Genomic DNA, 26,758 nt, shown 5'->3' with positions numbered 1-26,758 from the left:
GGCTCTTGAGCTAGAAATATAATCTGGTGGTTTTTTCCGAGGTGCTAAGCAGGAGCGAATAACCCAATAGGAATCGTTCTTGTTTTTAAAATAAGTAGGGATGGTGAGGTGTCACCTCCTGATCTAAGTGGCAGAGGCGTGGCTGGCGCCAGAGTTGTTACGCTGCCTTCACTCGTTGCACCGTAGATACTGCACAACCCACAATCTCAGCAGTTTTGCGGATGCTCTTGCCTGCATCAAGGCATTCTTTGATGCGGTTATGAAGTGCCTGATCGACCTGTCTGCCCTTGTAAACATCTCTGGCCTTGGCATTCTCAATACCCTCAGCCTGACGGCGGCGGCGATCTTCATAGTCCTTGCGTGCAACCACAGCGAGCATATCGAGCAACATCCCGTTCACAGCGTTGATCATGCCTTTGGTGAAGTCGTCTTGACCTTGGGAGGGTTTCAATGCGGCATGACTGGTAGCTAAGTCGAGCGACACCACTGTGAGCTTCTTCGCTGCGATGATGGCTTTTAGGCTTGCCCAGTCATCAGGAGAAAGGCGGGACAGCCTGTCTACCTGCTCAATCAGCAGCACATCACCATCATGACTGTCGTCCAGCAAACGAAACAGTTCTGGGCGATGGAGCTTGGTCCCTGATTCGTTTTCTGTGTAAAAGGCGGCGATCTTGTGACCGTTGTCAGCAGCGAACTGAACGAGAGCGCCTTTGGCACGGCTGGCGTCTTGGGAGTCGGTCGAAGCTCGGAGGTAAGCGCGGATGAACATGATGGCTGAAGCCTTGTACCGTTTTGGATGTATCGACTATAAGTGTGCTCGTTAGGGTTGTCTAATGGTTTATTCGGTACACCCTGATGATCCCGTCTGGCTGTGCTCGTTGACCTATACCCAATTCGTCTGTGTAGGCGAAGCGGTGCTGGAAGGTGAGCTGATATTGTCCTGCTATCATCGCAACTCATCGGGCATTTAATCTGCAGGGGATAGGAAATGGGCACCGCTCTGGAAGCGCTTCGACCAACCGGGAAGTGGATGATTATAGATTGCGTTCAGAGTGCCGGGATCGATGTCACGGATTGGAGTTTCAGGAAAACGGATGGCCAACCCGTAGCCCTGCCGCAATCTAATGGGGCTTACTGTTACGAATGGTCTTTCCGAAGCGACGACAGAAGAACGCTCCTTTTGTGCGTATGGTGGGAGGGGTTGCATCTCGATGCTCAAGGCCGGGTCTGCTTTTCTGAGAATCTGAGGCTTTATGCCGATACGCTGATCCAACAGCTCGAGAAAGACCCCAAGAACCGAAATCGTACAATCAAAGACCCGCGTATAAATCGCGCACAGCATTTCAGCACGACTGTCCAGCTTGCATACATGAACACGACCCCTGTGCGGGTGGTTATAGTTTCAGGGCCCGTTCGTGAGAAAGAGAGCGAAGGATCAGAGAATGATCGAGCTATTGGGCGTCAGTTGGACGAGCATCATTGGTTCGTGGAGTCCTTTGATGATGACACTGGAGCATTCGTATTGGTTCGAGGTGGAAATCAAGCGAGTAGCGTGATAATGGCTGATTCTAATATCACCCCTGCCGAGGCTGGGCCTAGTATGGCTAGTGATACAGCCCTAGCAGATCAGTTTGTTACTGATGAAAGACCCGACACGTATACCTACAATGGCGAGCAGCGATATCGTGATCCAAGCGTTCGTCGTCGGGTATTGGAGCGCTCGAAGGGCTGCTGTGAACTAACCGGGATGCCCGGTTTCCCAATGGCCAATGGCGGTGTCTATCTGGAAACACATCACATCATTCCACTTGCAGAGGGTGGGCCTGATACGGTTGAGAACGTTATAGCCTTAACAGCGGATGTCCATCGTCAAGCTCATTTCGGTATTGCCCGGGACGAGTTGAGGGCACGCTGCTTGCTGATTGTCGCAGGCCTTGTGGCTGTCTAGAGAGAGACATGCCCAGAGCCCAGACTGTCAGAAGCTTATGCGGTCAAGGTCTGCGGTATTGAGTCTTAATCGCACTAATGGGGAGGGTGACTTGTTGGTGCTGACACGCTTATCTTTACGGCATTGGACTGTGTGGTAAAATGGTGGCCTTAAGCCATCAACAACGCATCAAGGACTATGATGATCAAGAAAGCTGTTATTGCAGTAGGTTTGGGGTTTCTCGTTGCTACCAGTGCTCAGGCTGCCCCCAAGATTCTTGAAGGTGGTTCACTGTTCTGTGCGTCGGAAGAGGCATTCGACGAGCAGATGAAGTATCTCGCTAATGATGTCCAAGAGTTTGTTGATGGCTGTGGAGCAACCAACAAGGACTACAAAGTGATCATCTTGGATCTAAACCTGTTCAGTGCTACCAAGGTGAAGGTGATCGACAATGGGCTCACCGTATGGGTTGCTCACGAAAGCCTGAGTAAGTGACTGGGTTATCATGCGGCAGTCTGATATTGAATCGTCGGTAGGCAAGGGGGTTAGAATGAAGCATCTTGTCATCAAGGTTGTGAGCTTTTTCGCATGGGTTGGAATTGTCTTCAGTGTCATTGGCGGGGCCATCATCGGTTCTGAAGCAGGCCACGGAGTTGTTGGTGCAATACTGGGGTTTCTGGTTGGCTGCTTTGGTTCGGGCATTTGGTTCCTGTTGGTGTCTATGCACGATAAGCTCACGATCATTGCAGATGCAGCCAGTGGTCATGATTCTTCTGTACAAAAAGCACCAAACCCTACACCTGAGGAAAAGACTCCGGGCTGGTTGGATGTAATTTCAGGTGGCAAGCCCTGAGTCGTCTTCTGATCCGGTCAGGCAGGAGCATTCGCACCGAAAGCGGCAAGCTTTCAGTAGATCGCACCGTACTGACTGATCTCCACTGACCTGACGGTCGATTGCGTCCCAATAACAAATCATCACAAACCAAGCTCTTGCTTTTGATCTTGGTTATTGGTGCACGAGGGTTAGCGTCAGCTAGCAATGGTATTTCGTGCAAGCGTCGCTTGGCTGGTTGCACACCAAGGCGGTCAGCCTTCAGCCTTCGGGGATGATATCGTATATCATTCATCCCCTTCCTTTCTGGTTGAGGCACCCTGTAAGCACCGCTTACTCGGAAACTCGTCATGCTACGCATAGTTTGCACATCAAGATCAAAGTGACGTGTGTTAGTGATGCATGCTGTACGGCAGTACAGGTGGATACCCAGATCAACAACAAACAATAGAAACCCAACCACATGAGCTTATCGCTCTTGTCTGTACCGTGCAGATGATCAACGGAGTTGAAGGGATAGCACCGTGTCATGCTGGCACAATGTGATCCATTTCATTTGGAGGGGATTGATTATCATCAATACGTATCCCCTCCTATCACTTGGAGGTGTGAACCACTGACCTCACGGTCGCAGTGCGTGCCGTCCGATGTCCGGCCCTATACTTATGGTGGGCGCGGGTCGGACACGCATGTGGCAAGAGCTAGTTGGGTGCTGCCAGCCATCCCTGAGACTCGACGAAATCGAGGAAATGATCAGTGCCACTGGGCTTTGGGATTACGCGCTTCTCCTCCGTGCCCAGAACCGATGGTGCTTCAGCGTCTGGAGTGCCTTGAAGGATGTTGGTTACCCTGGTCGTGCGTTCAAGGAGCTTTGCCGTTGGTTCTGTACCGAGACCGCTGACGAGCTTCAAGAGGTGCTGCCGAGCAGCGTACGCTTGCTTGCGTTGTGCCAAGTCAGCAATTTCACTGTCTTCTGTAGCGCCAATGGCGTGGAGCTCCATGAACTCGTTGACTGCGTCTTCCACGCGAGCCATCAGGCTCAATGCAGACTGTTCAAGGAGCAAGCGACTTGCAGTAGGTGCTTGGTCATCGACCCAATCCATAACGAATACAGGCTGGGTGCCGTCTGAGTCCGAGCGCTCACGTACCTTCCCCTTGACGCGCTTGATTACGCTGGAGTCGAAAGAGCTCTCATAGCGCCCTTCCAAAGCGTTCCAATCACAGCCGTATTCTTCGTGCAGAATACCCCGGAGCTCATAGTCTTTGACTCCTTGTGCACGAATCGCGAGTTCGTATACACGATTCACCGACTTGCTAAACGGGGTGGAGATTTCCTTCGGTACATCTTTCACAAGCAGTTTTACCTTACGCTCAGGAAGCCCAGTGGCTGCCATGATTGCAGCGTAAGACTTTCCCTCGCGACGCAGCTGTACCGCCAACTCTTCTGGTGTGGGGGTGGCCAAGGTGGGTGCTTGTCTGATGGGGGCTGGCGCTTGAGCGTGCTCGTCATTGGCCGAGCAGGTAGGCAAATTCAAAACGGATGGATGCTGCATTCGTGATCTCCTCTAGTTCATTTTCGATAGGCATTCCTCTCGGGTTGTGCCGGTTGGTTTGGTAAAACGCAGGCGTTAAAAAGCCCCCTTGCAAGGCACCATTTCGGTGGTCGCGGTGGAGGCTTCTAAACTGTATGTCTACCTACTAGGTAGGCCGCCGATTATACACAATTTCGACGATCGGTCAAGTTGGTAGTTGACGTGGCTGATTTCTTCAGAAACTGGTTTTCATGGCGGGGAAGGCGTTTTGCTTAGCATTAAGGTCCTCAAACCCCCGAAAACACTGGGACGGACTGGCAGAGCAGCTTGGATATAGCCGATTCCAAGCAACGTTTTCCGGGCATTGTGGTGGGTTATTCGAGGTTATTCGATATGCATCAATGCCTCAGTCATCGCCTTGATTGGGGTCCTGCTGCCGTAGATGCCAAAGGTGATGGAGCTGTCTTCATGTCCCACCATCCGCTTGATCAGTGAGTCTTGCACTCCTGCATCCCGCAGATCATCAATGAAGGTATGTCGGAAACTGTGGAAAGTTTTGCGTGGATCGGTGATACCCAGTTTCGCCTTGTAGCGTCCAAACCATTTGGATGGTGCGTGGCCCAGCTTTCCTCGCACGGCCTCCAGCTCGGGGAACAGTCGATCAGCCCCATTAACCCTGATTGACTCAGCGTGTTGCAACAATCCCTGTTCGATCAGGGAAGGATGCAGCGGAAGAACACGACGGCTGCTGGCGTTCTTCAGGTTCTGACCTTCACGGCTGTCGTCAATGCGAATGCATGGGATACCCTGTTGCTCAATGAAGTCATCAAGACGCAGTTGGCACAGCTCTTCCAATCGTGCTCCAGTGGCTCGCCCAAGGAGCGGCAACCAATAGCGCCACGGATGCTTGCGGGCCTCCTTTCGCAGTCCCTCATGATTCAACAGAGCAGCTAGGTCATGTCGTTCAAAGGACAGTCGAGCGTCCTTCGCTGATCCTGTCATGACTTTCATGCCCGCTAGTGGGTTGTCAGTTACGTACCCATTCGCCTTGCACCAATTCATGAAGGCTGTGAGCTTGCGTAGGCGATTGTTCACCGTCACGGCAGTGATGGTCTTGTATGTACTGCCTGACTCTACCACTTGCCTCAACGTCTTGCCCTTGAATTCGGGGCGTAAACCGAAGTACTGCGGGCATAGGCTGAGCCGGTCCTTAAGCAGGCGTGCTTGGTGCGCATCGAAGGCTTTGGCGGGCATGTCACCCATCAGCTCGAACATGTCGGATAAAGCTCGCTCGACTTCCTCGGTACTGACTTGTCGCCATGTGCCACCGCGTTTCCCTTCTTCGATGTACCGCTTCGAGAGTGCAGCGAGGGTAAGGCTGTCGCAATTTCGTTTCGCTGTAATCGCCGTAGCAGTCTTTGGAGCGGTTTGGAAAGCGGGTGTAGGTGTTGAATCCCGCCACTGTGAACACAACGCTCGAAGCGCCTGTAGGTCTGCTAGAGGGTGCTCGCTGAGGTGAGAATGCAGCCGCTGAACCAGAGATGTGGCAACGAACAAGGCGCTCTGCCGGTGCCTGATGTTCAGGCTCAAACGCAAAGTGTGACACTTCGGAAAGAGGTGCTTGGGCAGCTTGAGATTCAGGTAGTAGACGGCTTTGCGTCGGATCAGATAGGCCATGGGTGTGACACCAAAGTGTTACAGCAAAGTGTGACAGTGCTGGCTACACCCAAGTTTTGAGCGACCGTGCTGAGTGTCTGCACGGGTAGATGGCTAGCTACCTCATCAGCCTGATACCCTTGCCCCATAAGGCCCGCATTGATTCCCAAGCATGCTTGCATGCGATCTGGTCAGGCCCGGAAGGGAGCAGCCATAGCGGGAACATCGAGTGCCGGGGTGTGGCTGGTGGGGCCGCCTCCATTTCCGGGGTCGGAAAGTCGCATTCGGCCCTGCGCATCTCCTCTTCCACCTTTTGATCACTGATTACAGCTGTCGCATGATCCTTTGCGTAGTGAGATCAAGCGCCGCCTGTACGGCGCTGTCTGGCTGATGCCTTCAAAGGCTGTATTTCTCATCGATCCTGCGTTTGTCGAGCGCGTAGCGCTTGATGTCGATGGCTTCAGTTTCCAGCTGGGCATCCAGTTCGTCCATCTCGCGCTTTTTCAGCGTTGCGACATGAGCTTTGGTGGCTTGGTAGTTGATCATCTCTGCAGCGTCATGCCCGCTCACCGGGTCCCAGAGGATGGAGAGGGGCCAGCACAGCAGGTTCACCACGCCAAAGCCGTAAGCGCGACCGTAGAACGATCCGCCACCTGGAAGCAGGCCGAGGCCAGCGGCAAGCCCGGGCTTTTTCTCTTCTACCGAGAGGTTTCTGGCGCGGTAGCCAGCGAGTTCCGACTCTTGGACCGAATTGAGGCCGGTGGCACAGCCAGTGGTCAGCGCTATCAATGCGGCAGCGGTCAGATTTCGAACGGTGGACATGCAACTTTCCTTAGTGTGTGTACGGTGCTTGCCCGACGGTGGGCGTCGGGGCGCGTAACTCTACACTGAGTAATGGCTCATTGATATCAACTCGTTGCTGGCACTTGCGGGAGCGGCTATCAGCGGGTTGTTTTCCATTCCGGCTCAAGGCTGGCTGACCGAAATTTCCTCCGAATACCCCGTCGCCCCATACCGCCGCACTATCCGTTCGATCTCCCCCGACTGCCTCATCCGCACCAGAGCGCGCAAAATCCCCTGGGTCGGTATCGCCGGGTCATTTCTCACCATGCACCCCAACGCCTGTTTCTCCAGCACGGCCTGTATCGGCAGCCGCTGTTCGGCTGGCAACCCTTGGTTGAACCACTGCAGTGACAGCTCATTGCTCACCGCATGCTGAAACCGCCCGATCTGCAACTTCTGCAGCGCCAGTTGCTGGCTGCGGCTGTCCTCCCGCAGCAGGCGCCCCTGGGCAAACAGCGGCTCCAGCGTGCCGTAGGCATACCCCAGCACCGTGCCGATCGCCTGGGGTGGCAGTTGTTCGGGGCGGGCAGGGGTGGCGTCGCCCGGTCGCCCGACCAGCACGTCGCGCTGCTGGATCAACGGAATGCTCCAGACGAAATTCCCCGGCCGATCATTGAACCACTGGCTGCTCACATAGCAGCGCACATCGATATCGCCCGCATCCATCGCCTGTTGCAGGCGCAGGCGGGCCATCACATGGTACTCCGGCCGTACGCCGGCCTCCCGGGCCAGTGCCTGGATAAGATCGAACAGCAGGCCCTCCACCGGCTGGCCGTCTTCCACCCGCACCAGCGGCATGCTCCAGCTCTCGGCCACGGAAAAGCGCAGCACCGGCAGGTCCGCCAGGCTGTGGGTGGTCCAGAGCAATAGCAGGGCCAGCAAACGTCGCAATGCACATCCTCCTTGAACAGCGCGCCAGTTGCTTAGCTTAGACGAGCCGCGCAGGGTGCAATTTTGCCCCCGCTCCGCTAGCATTAGCGATCTTCCGCTCGATCAGGCTGCGATGGTTTTTCGATGAGTTATCAGGTTCTTGCACGTAAATGGCGTCCGCGCTCGTTCCGCGAAATGGTCGGCCAGACCCATGTGCTCAAGGCCTTGATCAATGCCTTGGACAACCAGCGCCTGCACCATGCCTACCTGTTCACAGGTACCCGGGGTGTGGGCAAGACTACCATTGCGCGCATCATCGCCAAATGCCTCAACTGCGAGACCGGCATTACCTCCACGCCCTGTGGCACCTGCTCGGTGTGCCGGGAGATCGACGAAGGCCGCTTCGTCGACCTGATCGAGATCGACGCCGCCAGCCGCACCAAGGTCGAAGACACCCGCGAACTGCTCGAAAACGTGCAGTACGCGCCCAGCCGTGGGCGCTTCAAGGTCTACCTGATCGACGAAGTGCACATGCTCTCCACCCACTCGTTCAACGCCTTGCTCAAGACGCTGGAAGAGCCGCCGCCCTACGTCAAGTTCATCCTTGCCACCACCGACCCGCAGAAGCTGCCGGCCACCATCCTGTCGCGCTGCCTGCAGTTCTCGCTGAAGAACATGAGCCCGGAGCGGGTGGTCGAGCACCTGAGCCACGTGCTGCAGGCCGAGAACGTGCCGTTCGAGCCGGATGCCCTGTGGCTGCTCGGCCGTGCTGCCGACGGTTCGATGCGGGACGCCATGAGCCTGACCGACCAGGCCATCGCCTTCGGCGAGGGCAAGGTGCTGGCCGCTGATGTGCGCGCCATGCTCGGCAGCCTCGATCACGGCCAGGTCTATGGCGTGTTGCAGGCGCTGCTCGAAGGTGATGCGCGGGCGCTGCTCGAAGCCGTGCGCAACCTGGCCGAGCAGGGGCCGGACTGGAGCGGCGTGCTGGCCGAAATGCTCAATGTGCTGCACCGCGTGGCCATTGCCCAGGCGCTGCCCGAGGCGGTGGACAACGGCCAGGGTGATCGCGAGCGGGTGCTGGCGCTGGCTTCGGCGTTGCCGGCCGAAGATGTGCAGTTCTATTACCAGATGGGCCTGATCGGGCGTCGCGACCTGCCGTTGGCGCCGGACCCGCGGGGCGGTTTTGAAATGGTCCTGCTGCGCATGCTGGCGTTCCGCCCGGCAGATACCGACGATGCGCCGAAACCGGTGCTAAAGCCAGTGGGGATCAGCCAGGCCACAGCTGATCCGGCAACCCCGGTGGCAGCGCCAGCCGTGGCTGTCGCGGCGCCTGCCGTTGAGCCGCCTCAGCCTGCGCCAGTGGCGCCGGCCCCGCAGGCCGAGGCCGCACCGGTTGAGGCGCCGGCTCCTCAGCCAGAACCTGAGCCAGAGCCCGAAGTAGCCGCGCCTGAGTCGGTGGTGGAGGAGGTCATCGACCTGCCCTGGGAGGAGCCTGCCGCGGCGCCTGCGCCCGAGCCCGTACCCGCTCCGGCCCCGGCTCCGGTTGCTGCCTCGCAGAACGCCCAGCCCGTCTACGACGAGCCCCCCTTCGACCCGTCCGCCTACGCTTCGGCTGGCATGGATCGCGACGACGAGCCGCCCATGGATGAGGACTACTACGGTGGCGAAAGCGACCCGGTAGGCTTCAGCTACCTCGACGAACTGGCCGAACACGTTCAGGAGGAAGCACCTGCCGCCGCCGCCGAGCCTCTGCCGGCCGCTCAGCCAGCGACCGGCCTGGCCCTGCAATGGCTGGAATTATTCCCACAGTTGCCTGTGTCCGGCATGACAGGCAACATCGCTGCAAACTGTACGCTGATGGCCGCCGACGGTGACGACTGGCTGTTGCACCTGGACCCAGGCCAGGGTGCGCTGTTCAACACCACCCAGCAACGCCGGCTGAACGAGGCGCTCAACCAGCACCTGGGGCGCACCTTGAACCTGCGGATCGAGCTGATTCGCCCCGAGCAGGAAACCCCGGCCCAGGCAGCGTCGCGCAAGCGTGCCGAGCGCCAGCAGGACGCTGTGCTGTCGATCGAGCAGGATCCGTTGATCCAGCAGATGATCAAGCAGTTCGGTGCCACGGTGCGACAGGATACTATTGAGCCTGTAGAAGCCCTGGTCAGCCAGGGCCAGTAATCGATAACCATGCGGCCGGCCCCTCGCCGGGCCGCATCACATGACCCAATCGAGGTATACCCCCATGATGAAAGGTGGCATGGCCGGCCTGATGAAGCAGGCCCAGCAGATGCAGGAAAAGATGCAGAAGATGCAGGAAGAGCTGGCCAACGCCGAAGTCACCGGCCAGTCCGGTGGCGGCCTGGTAAGCGTGGTGATGACCGGTCGTCACGACGTCAAGCGTGTCAGCATCGACCAGAGCCTGATGTCGACCGATGAAGACGACAAGGAAGTGCTGGAAGACCTGATCGCCGCTGCGCTGAACGACGCCGTGCGCAAGATCGAGCAGAACAGCCAGGACAAGATGGGCAACATGACCGCTGGCATGCAATTGCCGCCGGGCTTCAAGATGCCGTTCTGAGGCATTGCGTTGCACAGAGCCGCCGCTGGCTAACAGTGGCGGTTTTTTTTTGCCTGTGCAAATGGCCCGCTCACGGGGTCTACTGATTTGACGCCCATGCCTGCGCTGGGTATAAACCGCCTCTCATTGATTTATCAGGCATTTCCCATGAGCTTCAGCCCCCTGATCCGCCAACTGATCGACGCCCTGCGCACCCTCCCGGGCGTCGGCCAGAAAACCGCCCAGCGCATGGCCCTGCAGCTGCTTGAGCGTGACCGCAGCGGCGGCCTGCGCCTGGCCCAGGCGTTGAGCCAGGCCATGGAAGGGGTCGGGCATTGCCGCCAGTGCCGGACCCTGACCGAGCAGGAGCTGTGCCCGCAGTGCAGCGACCCGCGCCGTGACGACACGCAGCTGTGCGTGGTGGAAGGGCCGATGGATGTGTATGCGGTGGAGCAGACCGGCTATCGCGGGCGTTACTTTGTGCTCAAGGGGCATTTGTCGCCGCTCGATGGTCTGGGGCCTGAGGCGATTGGTGTGCCGCAGCTGATGGCGCGGATCGCGGAGCAGGGCACCTTCACCGAGGTGATTCTGGCGACCAACCCGACCGTGGAAGGTGAGGCGACGGCGCACTACATCGCCCAGTTGCTGAACGAGAAAGGGTTGGTGGCGTCGCGGATCGCCCATGGTGTGCCGCTGGGCGGGGAGTTGGAGCTGGTTGATGGCGGCACCCTGGCCCATGCCTTTGCCGGGCGCAAGCCGATCTCTCTCTGAATACTGGGGCTGCAAAGCAGCCCCCAGCTGCAATCAGTACTCGCTCAGGGAAAACTCGGTCAGGCAGAAGGTCGGTACCCCGGCCGCCTGCAGCCGGCGCGAACCATCCAGCTCTGGCAGGTCGATGATCGCCGCCGCTTCAAATACCTGTGCCCCGGTGCGACGCACCAGGTTGGCGGCAGCCAGCAGGGTGCCACCGGTGGCAATCAGGTCATCGAAAATCAGCACCGAATCGCCTTCGCACAGGCTGTCGGCATGCACTTCCAGGAAGGCTTCGCCGTATTCGGTCTGGTAGCCCTCGCTCAGGACGTCAGCCGGCAGCTTGCCCTGCTTGCGGAACAGGATCAGCGGCTTGTTCAGCTGGTGGGCGATGATCGAGCCGATCAGGAAGCCACGCGCATCCATGGCGCCGATGTGGCTGAACTCAGCCTCGACGTAACGCTCGATGAACTGGTCGGCCACGTAGCGCAGCCCGCGCGGCGACTGGAACAGCGGGGTGATGTCGCGGAAGATCACGCCGGGCTTGGGGAAGTCCACTACCGGGCGGATCAGGGCTTTGAGGTCGAAGGCGTCGCTGTGCATTGTTGCGGGTATCCTGGGAAAACGAATGCCCAAGTATACCCGCTAAACGCCGGCCTCAGGCCTCGATTGCACCACCGGCCAGCGCGCACAGCTGGATCGGGTCGAGGATGTGCACTTCCTTGCCTTCGGCGCGGATCAGGCCGTTCTGCTGGAAGCGGGTGAACACCCGCGACACGGTTTCCACCGCCAGGCCCAGGTAGTTGCCGATCTCGTTGCGCGACATGCTCAGGCGGAACTGGTTGGCCGAGTAGCCGCGGGCGCGGAAGCGGGCGGACAGGTTGACCAGGAAGGTGGCGATGCGTTCGTCGGCGGTTTTTTTCGACAGCAGCAGCATCATCTGCTGGTCGTCGCGGATTTCGCGGCTCATCACCCGCATCAGCTGGCGACGCAGCTGTGGCAGTTGCACGGAGAGCTCATCGAGGCGCTCGAAGGGGATTTCACAGACCGAGGTGGTTTCCTGGGCCTGGGCCGACACCGGGTAGGCCTCGGTGTCCATGCCGGACAGGCCGACCAGTTCGCTGGGAAGGTGGAAGCCGGTGATCTGTTCTTCGCCGCTGTCGCTCAGGCTGAACGTCTTGAGGGCGCCGGAACGTACGGCGTAAACCGAGCCGAAATTGTCACCCTGGCGGAACAGGAATTCGCCTTTCTTCAGCGGGCGTCCGCGTTTGACGATTTCATCCAGTGCATCCATGTCTTCCAGGTTGAGCGAAAGAGGCAGGCACAGAGGGGCCAGGCTGCAATCCTTGCAATGGGCCTGGTTGTGTGCGCGCAGTTTGACTGGCTCGGACATTTGAATCGATCCTTGTGGGAAATCACACATAAGACGTAAGGGTAACCTACGGCATAGGGTGTAGGCCAGTCCGCTGGGGTAGTGCGGACCGGCGAAACCCCGGCAGGTCGGTGCCGGGAGTCCTTGTGCGCCCATAGTGTGCCTGGCAGGCAGGGTTGTCCATGCGGTTGATCGACTCGCGTATCAGATCACCCTGGAAAAGCGCTGACGGTTGTGCATCGCCAGGTAGGCGTCGAACACCATGCACACCGAGCGCGCCAGCAGTCGCCCGGCCGGCAGGATACGGATGCCCTTGGCGTCGAGGCTGATCAGGCCGTCGCGCTGCATGCTCTGCAGTTCTGGCCAGAGGTCGTTGAAATACCCACGAAAATCGATGGTGAAGGCCTCCTCGATCGGCTCGAAGTCCAGCTCGAAATGGCAGATCAGTTGCTGGATCACGGCCCGCCGCAGGCGGTCGTCATGGTTGCAGACCAGCCCGCGCTGGGTTGCCAGCTGGGCGTTGGACAAGGTGTCCTGATAGGTGTTGAGGTCGCTGCTGTTCTGGCAGTAGAGGTCGCCGATCTGGCTGATCGCCGAGACCCCCAGGCCGATCAGGTCGCAATGGCCGTGGGTGGTGTAGCCCTGGAAGTTGCGCTGCAGGGTGCCTTCCTCCTGGGCGATCGCCAGTTCGTCGTCGGGCAGGGCGAAGTGGTCCATGCCGATGTAGCGGTAGCCGGCGGCGGTCAGCTGTTCGATGGTGTTGTGCAGCATCTCGAGCTTCTCTGCCGGGGCCGGCAGGTCGTTGCTGTCGATACGCCGCTGCGGCATGAAGCGCTCGGGCAGGTGGGCGTAGTTGAACACCGAGAGGCGGTCGGGTTGCAGGCGGATCACTTCGTCGACGGTGCGGGCGAAGCCTTCCACGGTCTGTTTGGGCAAACCGTAGATCAGGTCGAGGTTGATCGAGCGGAACTGCAGGGTGCGGGCTGCCTCGATCAGGGTGCGGGTCTGCTCCAGGCTCTGCAGGCGGTTGACCGCGCGCTGCACGGCCGGGTCCAGGTCCTGCACGCCGAGGCTGACACGGTTGAAGCCCAGTTCGCGGAGCAGGCCCATGGTCGACCAGTCGGCTTCGCGCGGGTCGATCTCGATGCCGTAGTCGCCGGAGTCGTCATCCAGCAGGTTGAAGTGCTGGCGCAGGGTGGCCATCAGCTGACGCAGTTCCACGTGGCTGAGGAAGGTCGGCGTGCCGCCGCCAAAATGCAGCTGTTCAACACGTTGTTTAGGGTCCAGGTGGCAGGCGATCAGCTGGATCTCCTGCTCCAGGCGCTGCAGGTACGGTGCGGCGCGGCCGCGGTCCTTGGTGATGACCTTGTTGCAGGCGCAGTAGTAGCAGATGTTGGCGCAGAACGGCACGTGCACGTACAGCGACAGCGGGCGCACGGCCCGGCGGCTCTCGCGCAGGGCGTGGAGCAGGTCGAACGAGCCTACCTCGCTGTGCAGTTGCACCGCGGTCGGGTAGGAGGTGTAGCGTGGGCCGGCGAGATCGTAGCGGCGGATCAGGTCGGCATCCCAACGTAGGTCGGCGAGCATGTGGGCGGTCCCCGGATGATGCAGCAGTGTCCGGAGTCTATGGCCGTCTGTAGGAAACTGTGTTGATTTGTATCAAGCGCCCGTCAGTGGCCCATGAGCCAGTGCTGGTGCGGGCCGGGCAGGGTCCAGATACCAAACAGGATCACCAGCACCCCGCCCGCCATGCGCACGCTGCGCCGCCTCAACACGGCGTTTACCCGCTCCGCCGCCAGGCCGGTGGCCAACAGGATCGGCCAGGTGCCCAGCCCGAATGCCAGCATCAACGCCGCGCTGTAGCCGGCGTTGCCCTGGCTGGCCGCCCATAGCAAGGTGCTGTACACCAGGCCACATGGCAGCCAGCCCCACAGCGCCCCCAGCAGCAGGGCACGGGGCACGCTGGATACCGGCATCAGGCGCGATGCCACCGGCTGGATATGCCGCCACAGCCCTCGGCCCAGTGCTTCGATGCGGGTCAGCCCGCCCCACCAGCCGGCCAGGTACAGGCCCATGGCGATCAGCAGTAACGCGGCCACCACGCGCAAGGCCATGGCCGCCGGGCTGCTGGCCAGCGCCCAGCCCGCCAGGCCCAGCAGCAGGCCGGCGCAGGCATAGCTGAGGATGCGTCCCAGGTTGTAGGCCATCAGCAGGCGCAGGCGCCGGCCGCGTTGCTCGGGGGGGATGGCCAGGGTCAGCGCGCCCATCAGGCCGCCGCACATGCCCAGGCAGTGCCCGCCGCCGAGCAGGCCGAGGACCAGTGCCGAGCCGAGCAGGGGAAACAGGTCAGGCACGGGGTGGTGTTTCCTTGTCGTCTGGCGCTGTGCTTTCTTCGGGTTTGACGGCCGCCTGGTGACGCGGGTCCTGATCATCGAACAGGATGCTGTGGGCCGGGCTTTCGAGGTCGTCGTACTGGCCGCTGTCCACTGCCCAGAAGAAGATATAGACGGCCACGCCAACCAGCAGCAGGGCGGCAGGGATCATCACATAGAGGGCGGGCATGGCGTTCTCCTTGGGTGTTGCGCTGCGTCCATCGCGGGCAAGTCGCATCGCCGCACCGCCGATCCTGCCGGCAGGCGGGTCAGGCGAAGGGCATTGAGCACCACGATCAGCGAGCTGACCGACATGCCGATGGCCGCCCATACCGGGGTGATCCAGCCAAGCGCGGCGAACGGCAACATGAGGCCATTATACAGGGTCGCCCAGAGCAGGTTCTCGAGGATGTTGCGGCGGGTGCGGCGGGCCAGGTCGAAGGCCTGTACCAGGGCCTGCAGGCGGTTGGACAGCAGCACCGCATCGGCGCTGGTCTTGGCCAGGTCGGTGGCGCTGCCCATGGCGATGCTGATGTCGGCGGCGGCCAGCACGGGCACGTCATTGACCCCGTCGCCGAGCATCAGCACCTTGCGGCCGGACGCCTGCAGTGCCTTGAGCCGGTCCAGCTTGTCGTCCGGGCGCAGGCCACCGATGGCCTGATCGATGCCCAGTTGCGCGGCCACCTCGGCGACCATCGGCGAACTGTCGCCGGACAGCAACAAGGTGCGCCAGCCGCGCGCCTGGCAGGCCGCGAGCAGCGCCGGGGCATCCTCGCGCAAGCGATCATCCAGGCCGAACCAGGCCAGCGGGCCCTGGCGGTCGCCCAGCAGCAGCCACTGGCCGCGAGGTTCCGGCACGGTGGGGATTTCGGCGCCACTCAGCGCGCAGACGAACGTGGCCTGGCCGATGCGCAGCGGCTGGCCGTCGACCCTGCCTTCAAGGCCGAGCCCCGGGACTGTCTGCACCTCGTCGGCGGGGGTTGCGGTGCGGCCAAAGGCGCGTGCAATCGGGTGCTCGGAGCGGTTCTCGAGGGCGGCGGCGAGGGCCAGGCAGCGGTCGGCTGGCAGCGCCGTCAGTGGGCGGATGCTGCGCAAGGTCAGGCGGCCTTCGGTGAGGGTGCCGGTCTTGTCGAAAATCACCGTGTCGATCTGGTTCAGGCCTTCAAGGACATGGCCTCGGGTCACCAGCAGGCCGAGCTTGTGCAGGGTGCCGGTGGCGGCCGTGAGCGCGGTCGGGGTGGCCAGGGACAGGGCGCACGGGCAGGTCGCCACCAGCATGGCGAGGACGATCCAGAATGCTCGCGCCGGGTCCAGGTACCACCACCACACGCCGATGGCCACGGCGGCCAGCAGCGAGAACAGCAGGAAAAACTGCGAGGCGCGGTCGGCGATTTCCGCCAGCCGGGGTTTCTCTGTTTGCGCGCGCTCCAGCAGGCGGACAATGGCCGACAGGCGCGAGTCATGGCCGAGGGCTTCGACTTCCACGTTGAGTGTGCTCTCGACGTTCAGCGTGCCGCCGGTGACGCGCTCGCCGGCCCGCCGTGGTTGCGGCAGGTACTCGCCCGTCAGCAGCGACTCGTCGACGCTGGAGCGCCCTTCGACGATGCGCCCGTCGGCCGGAATCACCGCGCCAGGCAGCACCTGCACGGTGTCGCCCCGCTGCAGTTCGCCGAGCAGGATGCGTTCGGCCCGTCCATAGCCGTCCAGGCGCAGGCACGAGGCCGGTAGCAGGTTGACCAACTGCGCGGTGGCAGCCGCCGTGCGTTCGCGGGCGCGGCGCTCGAGGTAGCGGCCAGTGAGCAGGAACAAGGCAAACATGCCGACGGTATCGAAGTACAGCTCGCCGCTGCCGGTTACCGCCGTCCAGATGCCGGCGCCGAAGGCCAGGCCAATGGCCAGCGACACCGACACATCCATGGTCAGGTGGCGGGTGCGCAGGTCGCGTGCGGCGCCCTTGAAGAACGGCGCGCAGCTGTAGAACACGATGGGAATGGTCAGGAACAGCGCGACCCAGCGCAGGATGGTGTGCATCTCCGGCGACAGGTCGATGTTGAATTCCGGCCAGGTGGCCATGGTCGCCATCATCGCCTGGAACCACAGCAGCCCGGCCACGCCCAGGCGGCGCAGGGCGCTGCGGTTCTCCCTGGCGAGCTGCTCGGCGGCCTGGTCGGGCTGGTACGGGTGGGCGGCGTAGCCGATCTGGCGCAGTTCGGCGAGCAGTCGGGACAACGGTAGCTGCTGGTCATCCCAGTTGAGCAGCAGGCGGTGGTTGGACAGATTCAGGCGGGCTTCGGCGACGCCGGGCAGGTTGCGCAGGTGCTTTTCGATGAGCCAGCCGCAGGCGGCGCAACTGATGCCCTCGACCAGCAGGGTGGTTTCGGCCAGCTCGCCGGTATGGCGGACGAAGCGCTGCTGCACGTCGCTACGGTCGTAAAGGGCCAGTTCGTCTTGCAGTTGTTTCGGCAGTGCCTCGGGGTTGGCGCTGCTGTCGCTGCGGTGCTGGTAGTAGTGCTCCAGGCCGCCGGCGACAATGGACTCGGCCACCGCCTGGCAGCCGGGGCAGCAGAACTGCCGGGGCTCGCCGAGGACCACGGCGGTGAAGCGGCTGCCGGCGGGGACGGGCAGGGCGCAGTGGTAGCAGGGGGTGGGTTGGGTCATTTTCGAACGGTCTTATGTCTTGAGATTGCCGGGGCTGCTTTGCAGCCCTTTCGCAACGCGCCCCCATTCATTGCAGGTGCTCGGCGCCCTGGATGGCTTCGTCACCCAGTTGCAAAGTGACCCCATGCTCGACCTTCTCTTCCTCGAACAACCGCCACACATGCTCATCCTGGTTGCCCAGCAATTCGACGAACCGCCGCCCTTCGACCTTGTCGTCCAGCTGGCCGACATAGCGCCCGGTCTCGACCCGGCTGAGCAATACCTTGCGGTCTTTGTCCGGCTGGGTCGGCGAGATCAGGTTCAGTTCCAGGTTCTGCGGGTCGCTGTTGCCATTCAGGCGCACATCCACCTCGCCGGTCAGCTCATCCAGGTGCACGCTGGCCTTGAGGTTGAGGGTCTGGGCCAGCAGTTCACGGTCCAGTGAGCGGTTGATGCCTTTGCCGGCCTCGTAGTAGTTGTCGTTGACCAGGTTGTCCGGGTTGTGCACGGCAATGCTGACCATGGTCAGGCTCAGGCACACCGAGGTGGTCAGGATGCCGATGATGATCCAGGGCCAGAGGTGCTTGTACCAGGGGCTGGCGGCAGTGGCGGCAGGCATTGTCGATGTTCTCTCTGTCAGCGGATCTGTGGGCCGATGAAGCGGCTCTTGGCTTCAACCTTGGCAGCGCTGTCGTCGGCGCTCTTGAGGATGAAGGTGATTTCGTTGGTGGTCGAGGGCAGCTTCTCGGGCGCGATCGACAGTTGTACCGGCAGGCTGACGATATCGCCGGCGGCCACGCGGATTTCGCGCTGGCCTTCCAGGCGCAGGTCGGGCAGGCCGGCAGCGTCGAGCACGTAGACGTGGTCGCGCTGGTCCTTGTTCATGACCTTGAGGCTGTACACGTTCTCGATCCGGCCCTGGGCGTTCTCGCGGTACAGCACGCGGTCCTTGCTGACGTCGAAGCCCACCAGCGAGCGGGTGGCGAAGGCGGTGCCCAGGGCGATGATCATCACCAGCAGCACCACGGCATAGCCGATCAGGCGCGGGCGCAGCATGTGGGTCTTCTGCCCCGAGAGGTTGTGCTCGGTGGTGTAGCTGATCAGCCCCTTGGGGTAGTTCATCTTGTCCATGATGCTGTCGCAGGCGTCGATGCACGCCGCGCAGCCGATGCATTCGATCTGCAGGCCGTCGCGGATGTCGATGCCGGTGGGGCAGACCTGCACGCACATGGTGCAGTCGATGCAGTCGCCCAGGCCCTTGGCCTTGTAGTCGATGTCCTTCTTGCGCGGGCCGCGGGTTTCGCCACGGCGCGGGTCGTAGGAGACGATCAGGGTGTCCTTGTCGAACATCACGCTCTGGAAGCGCGCGTAGGGGCACATGTACACGCACACCTGCTCGCGCAGCCAGCCGGCGTTGCCGTAGGTGGCCAGGGTGAAGAAGCCGACCCAGAAGTAGGCCCAGCCATCGGCTTGGCCTGTAAAGAATTCAGTGAGCAGTTCGCGGATCGGCGAGAAGTAGCCGACGAAGGTCATGCCGGTGACGAAGCCGATCAGCAGCCACAGGCTGTGCTTGGCGAACTTGCGCAGGAACTTGTTGCCGCTCATGGGCGAGCGGTCCAGCTTCATGCGCTGGTTGCGATCACCCTCGGTGACTTTTTCGCACCACATGAAGATCCACGTCCACACGCTTTGCGGGCAGGTATAGCCGCACCATACGCGGCCGGCGAACACGGTGATGAAGAACAGGCCGAAGGCGGCGACGATGAGAATGCCCGAAAGCAGGATGAAGTCCTGGGGCCAGATGGTGGCGCCGAAGATGTAGAACTTGCGCTCCGGCAGGTTCCACCACACGGCCTGGTGGCCGCCCCAGTTCAGCCACACGGTGCCGAAGTAGAGCAGGAACAGCACGGCCCCGCCGACCATCCGCAGCCTGCGGAAGATGCCGGTGAAGGCGCGGGTGTAGATTTTCTCGCGAGAGGCGTAGAGGTCGACGGAATCCTTCCCTTTGTTGGCAGGCGGGGTGACGTCATGTACCGGAATTTGCTTGCTCATCATCAAGTCCCACGGCAGTGGAGAAACGCCGCGGCCAGTGCGTGCCGGCCGTGGTCTTGCGCATTCTGCTAGCGCTGCGATCAATGATACGCCGCTGGTGACGATATGGGATCGCGCTGCGACCTTTAGTCGCGTTGGGTTCGTGGTGTGAATCGTGTTATGGCGAGTGTCAATTGATTCAGGTCATCTTGTGCTGCATTTGCCGGCCTCTTCGCGGATTAATCCGCTCCTACAGGGACCGCGCTACCCTTGTGTAGGAGCGGATTTATCCGCGATGAGGCCAGGCCTGCCTTACTCGGCCTGTTGGGCCGCCTCCGGCTGGTGCGACAGGCTGTACACATAAGCCGCCAGCAAGTGCACCTTGTCATTACCCTGCAGCTGTTCCTGCGCCGGCATCTGGCCCTGGCGACCATAGCGAATGGTCTGCTGCAACTGGGCAAAGCTCGAGCCGTAGATGAACGCCTGCGGGTGGGTCAGGTTCGGCGCCCCCATGGCCGGGGTGCCTTTGCCCTCAGGCCCGTGGCAGGCCACGCAGTTGGCGGCGAACAGCTTCTGGCCGTTCTCGGCGTCGGCCTTGGCGCCTTCCGGCAGGCTGCGGCCATCGAGCTTGCTGGTGACGAACGCGGCGACATCGGCCACGCCCTGTTCGCCCAGCACTTCACCCCAGGCCGGCATCACGCCGTGGCGGCCGCCCATGATGGTGGTCTTGATGGTGTCCGGCTCGCCGCCCCAACGCCAGTCCTGGTCGGTCAGGTTGGGGAAACCGTAGGCGCCCTTGGCGTCGGAACCATGGCACACCGAGCAGTTCGAAGCGAACAGGCGTGCGCCCATCTTCAGCGCTTGCGGGTCCTTGGCCACCTCGACGATCGGCATCGCCGCGAACTTGGCGAAGATCGGCCCGAAACGGGCGTCGGCCTTGGCCATTTCCTTTTCCCACTCGTGCACGCCGGTCCAGCCCGGCTGGCCGTTGGAGAACTCGGTCTGCTTGTCGTTATCCAGGTACGAGTAGCCCGGCAGGATGCCCTTCCAGTTGCCCAGGCCCGGGTACAGCACCAGGTAGCCGAGGGCAAAGATGATGGTGCCGACGAACAGCCAGAACCACCATTTCGGCAGTGGGTTGTCGTATTCCTCGATGCCATCGAAGGCATGCCCGACGGTTTCGTCGGTGACCTCTTCGCGCTGGCCCTTGCGGGTCGACAGCAGCAGCCAGGTCAGCGAGAAGATGGTGCCCAGGGTCAGGACGGTAACGTACAGACTCCAGAAGGTTGTCATTGTTGTTTGCTCCCAGAAGCTTTTGCTTGCTCGACGTGCTTGCTGGCCTCGGGATCATCCGCGAAGGGCAGCTGGGTTGCTTCGTCGAAGTCCTTCTTGCGCCGTGGGTTGAACACCCACAGCGCCAGGCCCACGAAGGCCACCATCACCACGACGGTGCCCAGGCCGCGAATCATCCCGATATCCATCAGCGTCACCGTTTGCTTTTGATGATGGTGCCAAGACCCTGCAGGTACGCGACCAGTGCGTCCATTTCGGTCTTGCCCTTGACCGCGTCGCGGGCACCGGCGATGTCGGCGTCGCTGTACGGCGTGCCGAGGGTGCGCAGCACTTCCAGCTTCTTCGCGGTGTCCTTGCCGTCGAGCTTGTTCTCGACCAGCCACGGGTAGGCCGGCATCTTCGACTCCGGTACCACGTTGCGCGGGTTGTACAGGTGCGCGCGGTGCCAGTCATCGGAGTAGCGGCCACCGACGCGGGCCAGGTCCGGGCCGGTGCGCTTGGAGCCCCACAGGAACGGGTGATCCCAGACGCTTTCGCCAGCGACCGAATAGTGGCCGTAGCGTTCGGTTTCGGCGCGGAACGGGCGGATCATCTGCGAGTGGCAGCCGACGCAGCCTTCGCGGATGTAGATGTCGCGGCCTTCGACTTCCAGCGCGGTGCGCGGCTTCATGCCTTCGACCGGCTTGTTGGTGACGTCCTGGAAAAACAGCGGGACGATCTGGGTCAGGCCACCGACGCTCACGGCGATGACCATGAAGAAGGCCAGCAGGCCTATGTTCTTCTCGACGGCTTCATGCTTCATCAGTGCGCTCCCACGACGACGATCTTGGCGGCTTCCTCGGCCTGTGCCGGGTTGGCGGCACGTACGGTACGGAACACGTTGTAGGCCATCAGCAGCATGCCGGTGGCGAAGAACGCACCGCCCAGGGCGCGGACGATATAGCCAGGGTGGCTGGCCTGCAGGGCTTCGACGAAGGAGTAGGTGAGCGTGCCGTCATCGTTGATGGCGCGCCACATCAGGCCCTGGGTGATGCCGTTGACCCACATCGAGGCGATGTACAGCACGGTACCGATGGTCGCCAGCCAGAAGTGCGCGTTGATCAGGCCGACGCTGTGCATCTGCTCGCGGCCGTAGAGTTTCGGGATCATGTGGTACACCGCACCGATCGAGATCATCGCCACCCAGCCAAGGGCGCCGGCGTGAACGTGGCCGATGGTCCAGTCGGTGTAGTGCGACAGCGAGTTCACGGTCTTGATGGCCATCATCGGGCCTTCGAAGGTGGACATGCCGTAGAACGCCAGCGACACCACCAGGAAGCGCAGGATCGGGTCGGTGCGCAGTTTGTGCCAGGCGCCCGACAGGGTCATCATGCCGTTGATCATGCCGCCCCAGCTCGGTGCCAGGAGGATGATCGACATCACCATGCCCAGCGACTGCGCCCAGTCCGGCAGGGCGGTGTAGTGCAGGTGGTGCGGGCCGGCCCAGATGTACAGGGTGATCAGCGCCCAGAAGTGCACGATCGACAGGCGATAGGAGTAGATCGGCCGCTCGGCCTGCTTGGGCACGAAGTAGTACATCATCCCCAGGAAGCCGGTGGTGAGGAAGAAGCCAACCGCGTTGTGGCCGTACCACCACTGTATCATCGCGTCGGTGGCGCCGGCGTAGGCCGAGTACGACTTGAACAGGCTCACCGGCAGCGAGATGTGGTTGACGATGTGCAGCATCGCGGTGACCACGATGAAGGCGCCGTAGAACCAGTTGCCGACATAGATGTGCTTGGTCTTGCGCTTGACGATGGTGCCGAAGAACACCAACCCGTAGGTCACCCAGACGATGGCCAGGAGGATCGCCAGCGGCCACTCGAGCTCGGCGTATTCCTTGGTGGTGGTGAAGCCCATCGGCAGGGTGATCAGCGCGCCGACGATCACCGCCTGCCAACCCCAGAAGGTGAAGGCGGCCATGCTATCGGAGATCAGCCGGGTCTGGCAGGTCCGCTGCACCACGTAGTAGCTGGTGCCGAACAGCGCACAGCCACCGAAGGCGAAGATGACCAGGTTGGTGTGCAGCGGGCGCAGGCGGCCGAAGCTGGTCCAGGGCAGGTCCAGGTTCAGTTGCGGCCACACCAGCTGCGAGGCGATGAAGACGCCCAGGCCCATGCCAAGGATCCCCCAGACCACCGTCATGATGGCGAACTGGCGGACGACCTTATAGTTATAAGCAGTCGGACTGATTGCTGTGCTCATTCTAAGGTTCCACGGTTTTGGTGTTCTTGTTGGTCGAAAAATCGGCGCCAGTATCGATAACCACTTGGGTTTTGGCAACGCAAGGATGCTTGCGCCGACCCGTGTCCGGGCCCTTTCGCCGGTGTCCCGCGGCGATAGGGTCGGGGCGATTGTACACAAATAAATATTTGTAATGTGTACCGTTTTTCATCTTTTTCTGATCGATCGGTCAGGCTTTTTTGGGGCGGCATCAGGCTATGCGCCGCGTCTGCTTCGCTCCTTGCGCAGCGAAGCCCACTGAGGGAACAAGCTTAGTTCTGTTCGGAGGGGGTGCAAGGGAGGGGGTGTGGCGGGGGTAAGGCTGGAGTGTTGTGGTGGGGCGGAGATCGAGCGCCGCCCGCGCGGCGCATCGCGGATAAATCCGCTCCTACATTTGTTACAACGTGCCGAACCTGTTACGCCATGGTTGCCAGCCCTGGCGCATGACTTGAGCCGTGCAAACCGGCTGACAACCATGGCCTCACAGGCATGGCCACGTTGCAACAAATGTAGGAGCGGATTTATCCGCGATGCGCCGCGCGGGCGGCGCTCGATCTCACAGGCGCCGATTCTCTCTCGGCGAACTCACTTGGCCGTCACCGCTTCAGCGGCGCCATCCTGCGACAGGCTGTACACATAGGCTGCCAGCAGGTGCACCTTGTCATTGCCCTGGATGTCCGCCTGGGCCGGCATCTGCCCCTGGCGACCATAGCGAATGGTCTGCTGCAACTGGGCAAAGCTCGACCCATAGATGAACGCCTGCGGATGGTTCAGGTTCGGCGCGCCCATGGCCGGCGTGCCTTGGCCTTCAACCCCATGACAGGCCACGCAGTTCGCCGCAAAGATCTCCTTGCCCTTGACCGGGTCGGCCTTGACCCCTTGCGGCAGGCTGCGGCCATCAAGGTTGGTCAGCACAAAGGCGGCGACATCCGCCACACCCTGTTCCCCGATCACCTCGGCCCACGCTGGCATCACGCCGTGGCGGCCATTCATGATGGAGGCCTTGATGGTCTCCGGCTCGCCGCCCCAGCGCCAGTCCTTGTCGGTCAGGTTGGGGAAGCCGTAGGCGCCCTTGGCATCCGAGCCGTGGCACACCGAGCAGTTGGAGGCGAACAGGCGGCTGCCCATTTTCAGCGCCTGTGGGTCCTTGGCCACTTCCTCGACCGGCATGGCGGCGTACCTGGCGAAGATCGGGCCGAATTTGGCGTCGGCCTTTTCCATCTCCTTCTGCCACTCGTTGGCGCCGGTCCAGCCATTCTCGTAGCCAGGCAGGATGCCTTTCCAGTTGCCCAGGCCCGGGTACAGCACCAGGTAACCGGCACCGAACACCAAGGTGCCGACGAACAGCCAGAACCACCACTTGGGCAGCGGGTTGTCGTACTCCTCGATGCCATCGAAGCTGTGCCCCATGGTCTGGTCGGTGGTGCTGTTGCTCTGGCCCTTGCGGGTCGACAGCAACAGCCACGCCAGGCCGATCAGGCTGCCGAGGGTCAGTACGCTGATGTAGGTACTCCAGAAGGTGGTCATTGCGCTTTGCTCCTCACAGCCGCAGTCATGGCAGCAGGTTCCTGCCCGGCGGGGGGCAGGCGGTCGTCGACGAAGGGCAGCAGGCGCGCTTCGGCGAAATCATGGTCGCGGCGACGGTTGAACACCCACAGCGAGAGGCCGATGAAGGCGATCATCACTACCAGGGTGCCCAGGCCACGGATCATGCCGATGTCCATTTCCATCGTGGTTACCTCTTGTTCTTGATCGCGGTGCCGAGCACCTGCAGGTAGGCGACCAGGGCGTCCATTTCGGTCTTGCCCTTGACCGCGTCACGGGCGCCGGCAATGTCCTCGTCGGTGTACGGCACGCCCAGGGTGCGCAGGGTGCGCATCTTGGTGTCGGTGTGGCTGTTGTCGACCTTTTCGGCGACCAGCCACGGGTAGGACGGCATCTTCGATTCCGGTACCACGTTGCGCGGGTTGTACAGATGCGCGCGGTGCCAGTCATCGGAGTAGCGGCCACCGACGCGGGCCAGGTCCGGGCCGGTGCGCTTGGAACCCCACAGGAACGGGTGGTCCCAGACGCTCTCGCCGGCGACCGAGTAGTGGCCGTAGCGTTCGGTTTCGGCGCGGAACGGGCGGATCATCTGCGAGTGGCAGCCGACGCAGCCTTCGCGGATGTAGATATCGCGGCCTTCCAGTTGCAGCGCGGTGTAGGGCTTCATGCCTTCGACCGGCTTGTTGGTGACGTCCTGGAAGAACAGCGGGACGATCTGGGTCAGGCCGCCGATGCTCACGGCAAACACCATCAGCAGGGCCAGCAGACCGACGTTTTTCTCGATGACTTCATGTTTCATCAGGCAGGTCTCCTCAAGCCAGCTGGGCGTTCGCAGGGGCGGCGTCGAGCGCCGGCGAACGCACGGTGCGCCAGGTGTTCCAGGCCATCAGGAACATGCCGCTGAGGAAGATCGCGCCGCCGACGAAGCGCACGATGAAGCCTGGGTGGCTGGCCACCAGGGTTTCCACGAACGAGTAGGTGAGCGTGCCGTCGCTGTTGACCGCGCGCCACATCAGGCCTTGGGCGATGCCGTTGACCCACATCGAGGCGATGTACAGCACGGTGCCGATGGTTGCCAGCCAGAAGTGCGCGTTGATCAGGCCGAGGCTGTGCATCTGCTGCTTGCCGAACACTTTCGGGATGGTGTGGTACAGCGCGCCGATCGAGATCATCGCCACCCAGCCGAGGGCGCCGGCGTGCACGTGGCCGATGGTCCAGTCGGTGTAGTGGGACAGGGCGTTGACCGTCTTGATGGCCATCATCGGGCCTTCGAAGGTGGACATGCCGTAGAACGCCAGCGACACCACCAGGAAGCGCAGGATCGGGTCGCTGCGCAGTTTGTGCCAGGCCCCCGAGAGGGTCATCATGCCGTTGATCATGCCGCCCCAGCTCGGTGCCAGCAGGATCAGTGACATCACCATGCCCAGCGACTGCGCCCAGTCGGGCAGGGCGGTGTAGTGCAAGTGGTGCGGGCCGGCCCAGATGTACAGGGTGATCAGCGCCCAGAAGTGGACGATCGACAGGCGATAGGAATACACCGGGCGTTCGGCCTGCTTGGGCACGTAGTAGTACATCATCCCGAGGAAGCCCGCGGTGAGGAAGAAGCCCACCGCGTTGTGGCCGTACCACCATTGCACCATGGCGTCGGTGGCGCCGGCGTAGACCGAGTACGATTTGGTCAGGCTGACCGGCAGCTCCAGGTTGTTGACGATGTGCAGCAGTGCCACGGTGAGGATGAAGGCGCCGAAGAACCAGTTACCCACGTAGATGTGCTTGGTGGTGCGTTTCATCAGCGTGCCGAAGAACACGATGGCGTAGCAGACCCAGACGATGGTGATCAGGATGTCGATCGGCCATTCCAGCTCGGCGTATTCCTTGGAGCTGGTGTAGCCCAGCGGCAGGGTGATGGCTGCCAGCAGGATCACCAGTTGCCAGCCCCAGAAGGTGAACGCGGCCAGGCCCGGTGCGAACAGGGTGGTCTGGCAGGTGCGTTGCACCGAATAATAGGAGGTGGCGAACAGGGCGCAGCCGCCGAAGGCAAAGATCACCGCATTGGTATGCAGGGGTCGCAGGCGGCCGAAACTGGTCCAGGGGAGGTCGAAGTTGAGGGAAGGCCAGGCAAGCTGGGCGGCGATGAAGACGCCGAGCCCCATCCCGACGATTCCCCACACCACCGTCATGATGGCGAATTGGCGGACCACCTTGTAGTTATAGGCGGTACTGCTGGTTGTGTTCATGTATGGGTTCCCATCCACGGTTATTTTGGCAGGCTTTAC

The 26,758-nt window shown here is 61.6% G+C and carries 27 protein-coding genes; 6 read left to right on the top strand and 21 right to left on the bottom strand.

The window, feature by feature from the left end; all coding sequences use genetic code 11:
• Positions 1-157 precede the first annotated feature (157 nt).
• Positions 158-769, bottom strand: a complete 612-nt coding sequence (locus ACIPZ8_RS11490; protein WP_400722816.1) for a recombinase family protein — start codon at positions 767-769, stop codon at positions 158-160.
• Positions 770-988: 219 nt separating this feature from the next.
• Between ACIPZ8_RS11490 and ACIPZ8_RS11485 the strand changes: the two genes are divergently transcribed.
• From ACIPZ8_RS11485 to ACIPZ8_RS11475, 3 genes are all read left to right on the top strand, one after another.
• The gene (locus tag ACIPZ8_RS11485) at positions 989-1,948 is read left to right on the top strand and encodes an HNH endonuclease (protein ID WP_400722813.1); all 960 of its coding nucleotides are present in this window, start codon (positions 989-991) and stop codon (positions 1,946-1,948) included.
• Between the two features lie 180 nt (positions 1,949-2,128).
• Positions 2,129-2,422 (top strand): hypothetical protein, encoded by a 294-nt coding sequence (locus tag ACIPZ8_RS11480; RefSeq protein WP_400722810.1) that lies wholly within the window; start codon positions 2,129-2,131, stop codon positions 2,420-2,422.
• 55 nt (positions 2,423-2,477) lie between these two features.
• Complete coding sequence (locus ACIPZ8_RS11475) at positions 2,478-2,780, top strand: hypothetical protein (RefSeq protein WP_400722807.1); 303 nt, start codon at positions 2,478-2,480, stop codon at positions 2,778-2,780.
• A gap of 680 nt (positions 2,781-3,460) precedes the next feature.
• On the opposite strand, the gene ACIPZ8_RS11470 is transcribed toward ACIPZ8_RS11475, so the two are convergent.
• The 4 genes from ACIPZ8_RS11470 to ACIPZ8_RS11455 all read right to left on the bottom strand — a co-directional run bounded on the left by ACIPZ8_RS11470 (position 3,461) and on the right by ACIPZ8_RS11455 (position 7,681).
• On the bottom strand, positions 3,461-4,312 hold the full coding sequence (locus tag ACIPZ8_RS11470) for a hypothetical protein (protein ID WP_400722804.1): 852 nt from the start codon (positions 4,310-4,312) through the stop codon (positions 3,461-3,463).
• 363 nt (positions 4,313-4,675) lie between these two features.
• Entirely contained in the window at positions 4,676-5,968 is a 1,293-nt protein-coding gene (locus ACIPZ8_RS11465) for a site-specific integrase (RefSeq protein WP_400722802.1), read from the bottom strand.
• A 375-nt stretch (positions 5,969-6,343) separates the two neighbouring features.
• The gene (locus ACIPZ8_RS11460; RefSeq protein WP_400722799.1) at positions 6,344-6,769 is read right to left on the bottom strand and encodes a hypothetical protein; all 426 of its coding nucleotides are present in this window, start codon (positions 6,767-6,769) and stop codon (positions 6,344-6,346) included.
• A 144-nt stretch (positions 6,770-6,913) separates the two neighbouring features.
• Entirely contained in the window at positions 6,914-7,681 is a 768-nt protein-coding gene (locus tag ACIPZ8_RS11455) for a substrate-binding periplasmic protein (RefSeq protein WP_400722796.1), read from the bottom strand.
• Positions 7,682-7,804: 123 nt separating this feature from the next.
• Here ACIPZ8_RS11455 and dnaX point away from each other — a divergent pair, with 123 nt between their 5' ends.
• The 3 genes from dnaX to recR all read left to right on the top strand — a co-directional run bounded on the left by dnaX (position 7,805) and on the right by recR (position 10,991).
• The gene (gene dnaX / locus ACIPZ8_RS11450; protein ID WP_400722793.1) at positions 7,805-9,841 is read left to right on the top strand and encodes a DNA polymerase III subunit gamma/tau; all 2,037 of its coding nucleotides are present in this window, start codon (positions 7,805-7,807) and stop codon (positions 9,839-9,841) included.
• A gap of 64 nt (positions 9,842-9,905) precedes the next feature.
• The gene (locus ACIPZ8_RS11445) at positions 9,906-10,241 is read left to right on the top strand and encodes a YbaB/EbfC family nucleoid-associated protein (protein ID WP_027921266.1); all 336 of its coding nucleotides are present in this window, start codon (positions 9,906-9,908) and stop codon (positions 10,239-10,241) included.
• Between the two features lie 147 nt (positions 10,242-10,388).
• Positions 10,389-10,991, top strand: a complete 603-nt coding sequence (gene recR, locus ACIPZ8_RS11440; protein ID WP_400722790.1) for a recombination mediator RecR — start codon at positions 10,389-10,391, stop codon at positions 10,989-10,991.
• Between the two features lie 33 nt (positions 10,992-11,024).
• Here recR and ACIPZ8_RS11435 read toward each other — a convergent pair whose 3' ends face one another.
• The 16 genes from ACIPZ8_RS11435 to ccoN (ACIPZ8_RS11360) all read right to left on the bottom strand — a co-directional run bounded on the left by ACIPZ8_RS11435 (position 11,025) and on the right by ccoN (ACIPZ8_RS11360) (position 26,719).
• Entirely contained in the window at positions 11,025-11,573 is a 549-nt protein-coding gene (locus ACIPZ8_RS11435) for an adenine phosphoribosyltransferase (RefSeq protein WP_009683910.1), read from the bottom strand.
• 55 nt (positions 11,574-11,628) lie between these two features.
• Positions 11,629-12,363 (bottom strand): Crp/Fnr family transcriptional regulator FnrA, encoded by a 735-nt coding sequence (gene fnrA, locus ACIPZ8_RS11430; RefSeq protein WP_060508220.1) that lies wholly within the window; start codon positions 12,361-12,363, stop codon positions 11,629-11,631.
• Positions 12,364-12,546: 183 nt separating this feature from the next.
• A complete protein-coding gene (gene hemN / locus ACIPZ8_RS11425) occupies positions 12,547-13,929 on the bottom strand; it encodes an oxygen-independent coproporphyrinogen III oxidase (RefSeq protein WP_400722787.1) in 1,383 nt (460 codons plus the stop codon).
• Between the two features lie 83 nt (positions 13,930-14,012).
• On the bottom strand, positions 14,013-14,696 hold the full coding sequence (locus ACIPZ8_RS11420) for a sulfite exporter TauE/SafE family protein (RefSeq protein ID WP_400722784.1): 684 nt from the start codon (positions 14,694-14,696) through the stop codon (positions 14,013-14,015).
• The gene (gene ccoS, locus ACIPZ8_RS11415) at positions 14,689-14,904 is read right to left on the bottom strand and encodes a cbb3-type cytochrome oxidase assembly protein CcoS (RefSeq protein WP_400722781.1); all 216 of its coding nucleotides are present in this window, start codon (positions 14,902-14,904) and stop codon (positions 14,689-14,691) included. The genes ACIPZ8_RS11420 and ccoS overlap by 8 nt, the downstream gene beginning before the upstream one ends.
• A complete protein-coding gene (locus ACIPZ8_RS11410; RefSeq protein WP_400722778.1) occupies positions 14,886-17,372 on the bottom strand; it encodes a heavy metal translocating P-type ATPase in 2,487 nt (828 codons plus the stop codon). Before ACIPZ8_RS11410 ends, ccoS begins: the two co-directional genes overlap by 19 nt.
• A 67-nt stretch (positions 17,373-17,439) precedes the next feature.
• Positions 17,440-17,970, bottom strand: a complete 531-nt coding sequence (locus ACIPZ8_RS11405) for a FixH family protein (protein WP_400722775.1) — start codon at positions 17,968-17,970, stop codon at positions 17,440-17,442.
• 17 nt (positions 17,971-17,987) lie between these two features.
• Complete coding sequence (gene ccoG / locus ACIPZ8_RS11400) at positions 17,988-19,403, bottom strand: cytochrome c oxidase accessory protein CcoG (protein WP_110636747.1); 1,416 nt, start codon at positions 19,401-19,403, stop codon at positions 17,988-17,990.
• A 291-nt stretch (positions 19,404-19,694) separates the two neighbouring features.
• Positions 19,695-20,675, bottom strand: coding sequence for a cytochrome-c oxidase, cbb3-type subunit III (gene ccoP / locus ACIPZ8_RS11395; protein WP_400722772.1), 981 nt, complete (start codon positions 20,673-20,675; stop codon positions 19,695-19,697).
• Complete coding sequence (locus ACIPZ8_RS11390; protein ID WP_051101055.1) at positions 20,672-20,863, bottom strand: CcoQ/FixQ family Cbb3-type cytochrome c oxidase assembly chaperone; 192 nt, start codon at positions 20,861-20,863, stop codon at positions 20,672-20,674. Before ACIPZ8_RS11390 ends, ccoP (ACIPZ8_RS11395) begins: the two co-directional genes overlap by 4 nt.
• Before the next feature lie 5 nt (positions 20,864-20,868).
• On the bottom strand, positions 20,869-21,477 hold the full coding sequence (gene ccoO, locus ACIPZ8_RS11385; protein WP_054884105.1) for a cytochrome-c oxidase, cbb3-type subunit II: 609 nt from the start codon (positions 21,475-21,477) through the stop codon (positions 20,869-20,871).
• On the bottom strand, positions 21,477-22,919 hold the full coding sequence (ccoN, locus tag ACIPZ8_RS11380; protein ID WP_085677877.1) for a cytochrome-c oxidase, cbb3-type subunit I: 1,443 nt from the start codon (positions 22,917-22,919) through the stop codon (positions 21,477-21,479). The genes ccoO (ACIPZ8_RS11385) and ccoN (ACIPZ8_RS11380) overlap by 1 nt, the downstream gene beginning before the upstream one ends.
• Positions 22,920-23,522: 603 nt before the next feature.
• Positions 23,523-24,464 carry a cytochrome-c oxidase, cbb3-type subunit III gene (ccoP, locus tag ACIPZ8_RS11375; RefSeq protein WP_400722767.1) on the bottom strand — a complete coding sequence of 314 codons (942 nt, stop codon included), beginning with the start codon at positions 24,462-24,464 and terminating at the stop codon, positions 23,523-23,525.
• Positions 24,461-24,667: a CcoQ/FixQ family Cbb3-type cytochrome c oxidase assembly chaperone gene (locus tag ACIPZ8_RS11370; RefSeq protein WP_054884102.1), complete on the bottom strand. Its 207-nt coding sequence runs from the start codon at positions 24,665-24,667 to the stop codon at positions 24,461-24,463. The genes ccoP (ACIPZ8_RS11375) and ACIPZ8_RS11370 overlap by 4 nt, the downstream gene beginning before the upstream one ends.
• Positions 24,668-24,672: 5 nt before the next feature.
• Complete coding sequence (gene ccoO, locus ACIPZ8_RS11365) at positions 24,673-25,281, bottom strand: cytochrome-c oxidase, cbb3-type subunit II (RefSeq protein WP_054884101.1); 609 nt, start codon at positions 25,279-25,281, stop codon at positions 24,673-24,675.
• 13 nt (positions 25,282-25,294) lie between these two features.
• Positions 25,295-26,719 (bottom strand): cytochrome-c oxidase, cbb3-type subunit I, encoded by a 1,425-nt coding sequence (ccoN, locus tag ACIPZ8_RS11360; RefSeq protein WP_060508208.1) that lies wholly within the window; start codon positions 26,717-26,719, stop codon positions 25,295-25,297.
• Positions 26,720-26,758 lie beyond the last annotated feature (39 nt).

Origin of the sequence: Pseudomonas sp. NPDC089422, assembly GCF_044749405.1 — a bacterium.
In the GTDB taxonomy this organism is placed as follows: Bacteria; Pseudomonadota; Gammaproteobacteria; order Pseudomonadales; family Pseudomonadaceae; genus Aquipseudomonas.
This window is presented reverse-complemented; position numbering and strand designations above follow the sequence as displayed.

Coding starts and splice junctions, on each gene's coding strand:
- ccoN (WP_060508208.1), bottom strand. CDS start 26,719: ATGAACACAACCAGCAGTACCGCCTATAACTACAAGGTGGTCCGCCAA.
- fnrA (WP_060508220.1), bottom strand. CDS start 12,363: ATGTCCGAGCCAGTCAAACTGCGCGCACACAACCAGGCCCATTGCAAG.
- ACIPZ8_RS11390 (WP_051101055.1), bottom strand. CDS start 20,863: ATGGATATCGGGATGATTCGCGGCCTGGGCACCGTCGTGGTGATGGTG.
- ACIPZ8_RS11475 (WP_400722807.1), top strand. CDS start 2,478: ATGAAGCATCTTGTCATCAAGGTTGTGAGCTTTTTCGCATGGGTTGGA.
- ACIPZ8_RS11490 (WP_400722816.1), bottom strand. CDS start 769: ATGTTCATCCGCGCTTACCTCCGAGCTTCGACCGACTCCCAAGACGCC.
- ACIPZ8_RS11470 (WP_400722804.1), bottom strand. CDS start 4,312: ATGCAGCATCCATCCGTTTTGAATTTGCCTACCTGCTCGGCCAATGAC.
- ccoS (WP_400722781.1), bottom strand. CDS start 14,904: ATGCCCGCCCTCTATGTGATGATCCCTGCCGCCCTGCTGCTGGTTGGC.
- ccoG (WP_110636747.1), bottom strand. CDS start 19,403: ATGAGCAAGCAAATTCCGGTACATGACGTCACCCCGCCTGCCAACAAA.
- dnaX (WP_400722793.1), top strand. CDS start 7,805: ATGAGTTATCAGGTTCTTGCACGTAAATGGCGTCCGCGCTCGTTCCGC.
- ccoP (WP_400722767.1), bottom strand. CDS start 24,464: ATGACCACCTTCTGGAGTACCTACATCAGCGTACTGACCCTCGGCAGC.
- ACIPZ8_RS11465 (WP_400722802.1), bottom strand. CDS start 5,968: ATGGCCTATCTGATCCGACGCAAAGCCGTCTACTACCTGAATCTCAAG.
- recR (WP_400722790.1), top strand. CDS start 10,389: ATGAGCTTCAGCCCCCTGATCCGCCAACTGATCGACGCCCTGCGCACC.
- ACIPZ8_RS11405 (WP_400722775.1), bottom strand. CDS start 17,970: ATGCCTGCCGCCACTGCCGCCAGCCCCTGGTACAAGCACCTCTGGCCC.
- ccoN (WP_085677877.1), bottom strand. CDS start 22,919: ATGAGCACAGCAATCAGTCCGACTGCTTATAACTATAAGGTCGTCCGC.
- ACIPZ8_RS11485 (WP_400722813.1), top strand. CDS start 989: ATGGGCACCGCTCTGGAAGCGCTTCGACCAACCGGGAAGTGGATGATT.
- ACIPZ8_RS11435 (WP_009683910.1), bottom strand. CDS start 11,573: ATGCACAGCGACGCCTTCGACCTCAAAGCCCTGATCCGCCCGGTAGTG.
- ACIPZ8_RS11410 (WP_400722778.1), bottom strand. CDS start 17,372: ATGACCCAACCCACCCCCTGCTACCACTGCGCCCTGCCCGTCCCCGCC.
- ACIPZ8_RS11445 (WP_027921266.1), top strand. CDS start 9,906: ATGATGAAAGGTGGCATGGCCGGCCTGATGAAGCAGGCCCAGCAGATG.
- ACIPZ8_RS11460 (WP_400722799.1), bottom strand. CDS start 6,769: ATGTCCACCGTTCGAAATCTGACCGCTGCCGCATTGATAGCGCTGACC.
- ccoO (WP_054884105.1), bottom strand. CDS start 21,477: ATGAAGCATGAAGCCGTCGAGAAGAACATAGGCCTGCTGGCCTTCTTC.
- ccoO (WP_054884101.1), bottom strand. CDS start 25,281: ATGAAACATGAAGTCATCGAGAAAAACGTCGGTCTGCTGGCCCTGCTG.
- hemN (WP_400722787.1), bottom strand. CDS start 13,929: ATGCTCGCCGACCTACGTTGGGATGCCGACCTGATCCGCCGCTACGAT.
- ccoP (WP_400722772.1), bottom strand. CDS start 20,675: ATGACAACCTTCTGGAGTCTGTACGTTACCGTCCTGACCCTGGGCACC.
- ACIPZ8_RS11480 (WP_400722810.1), top strand. CDS start 2,129: ATGATCAAGAAAGCTGTTATTGCAGTAGGTTTGGGGTTTCTCGTTGCT.
- ACIPZ8_RS11370 (WP_054884102.1), bottom strand. CDS start 24,667: ATGGAAATGGACATCGGCATGATCCGTGGCCTGGGCACCCTGGTAGTG.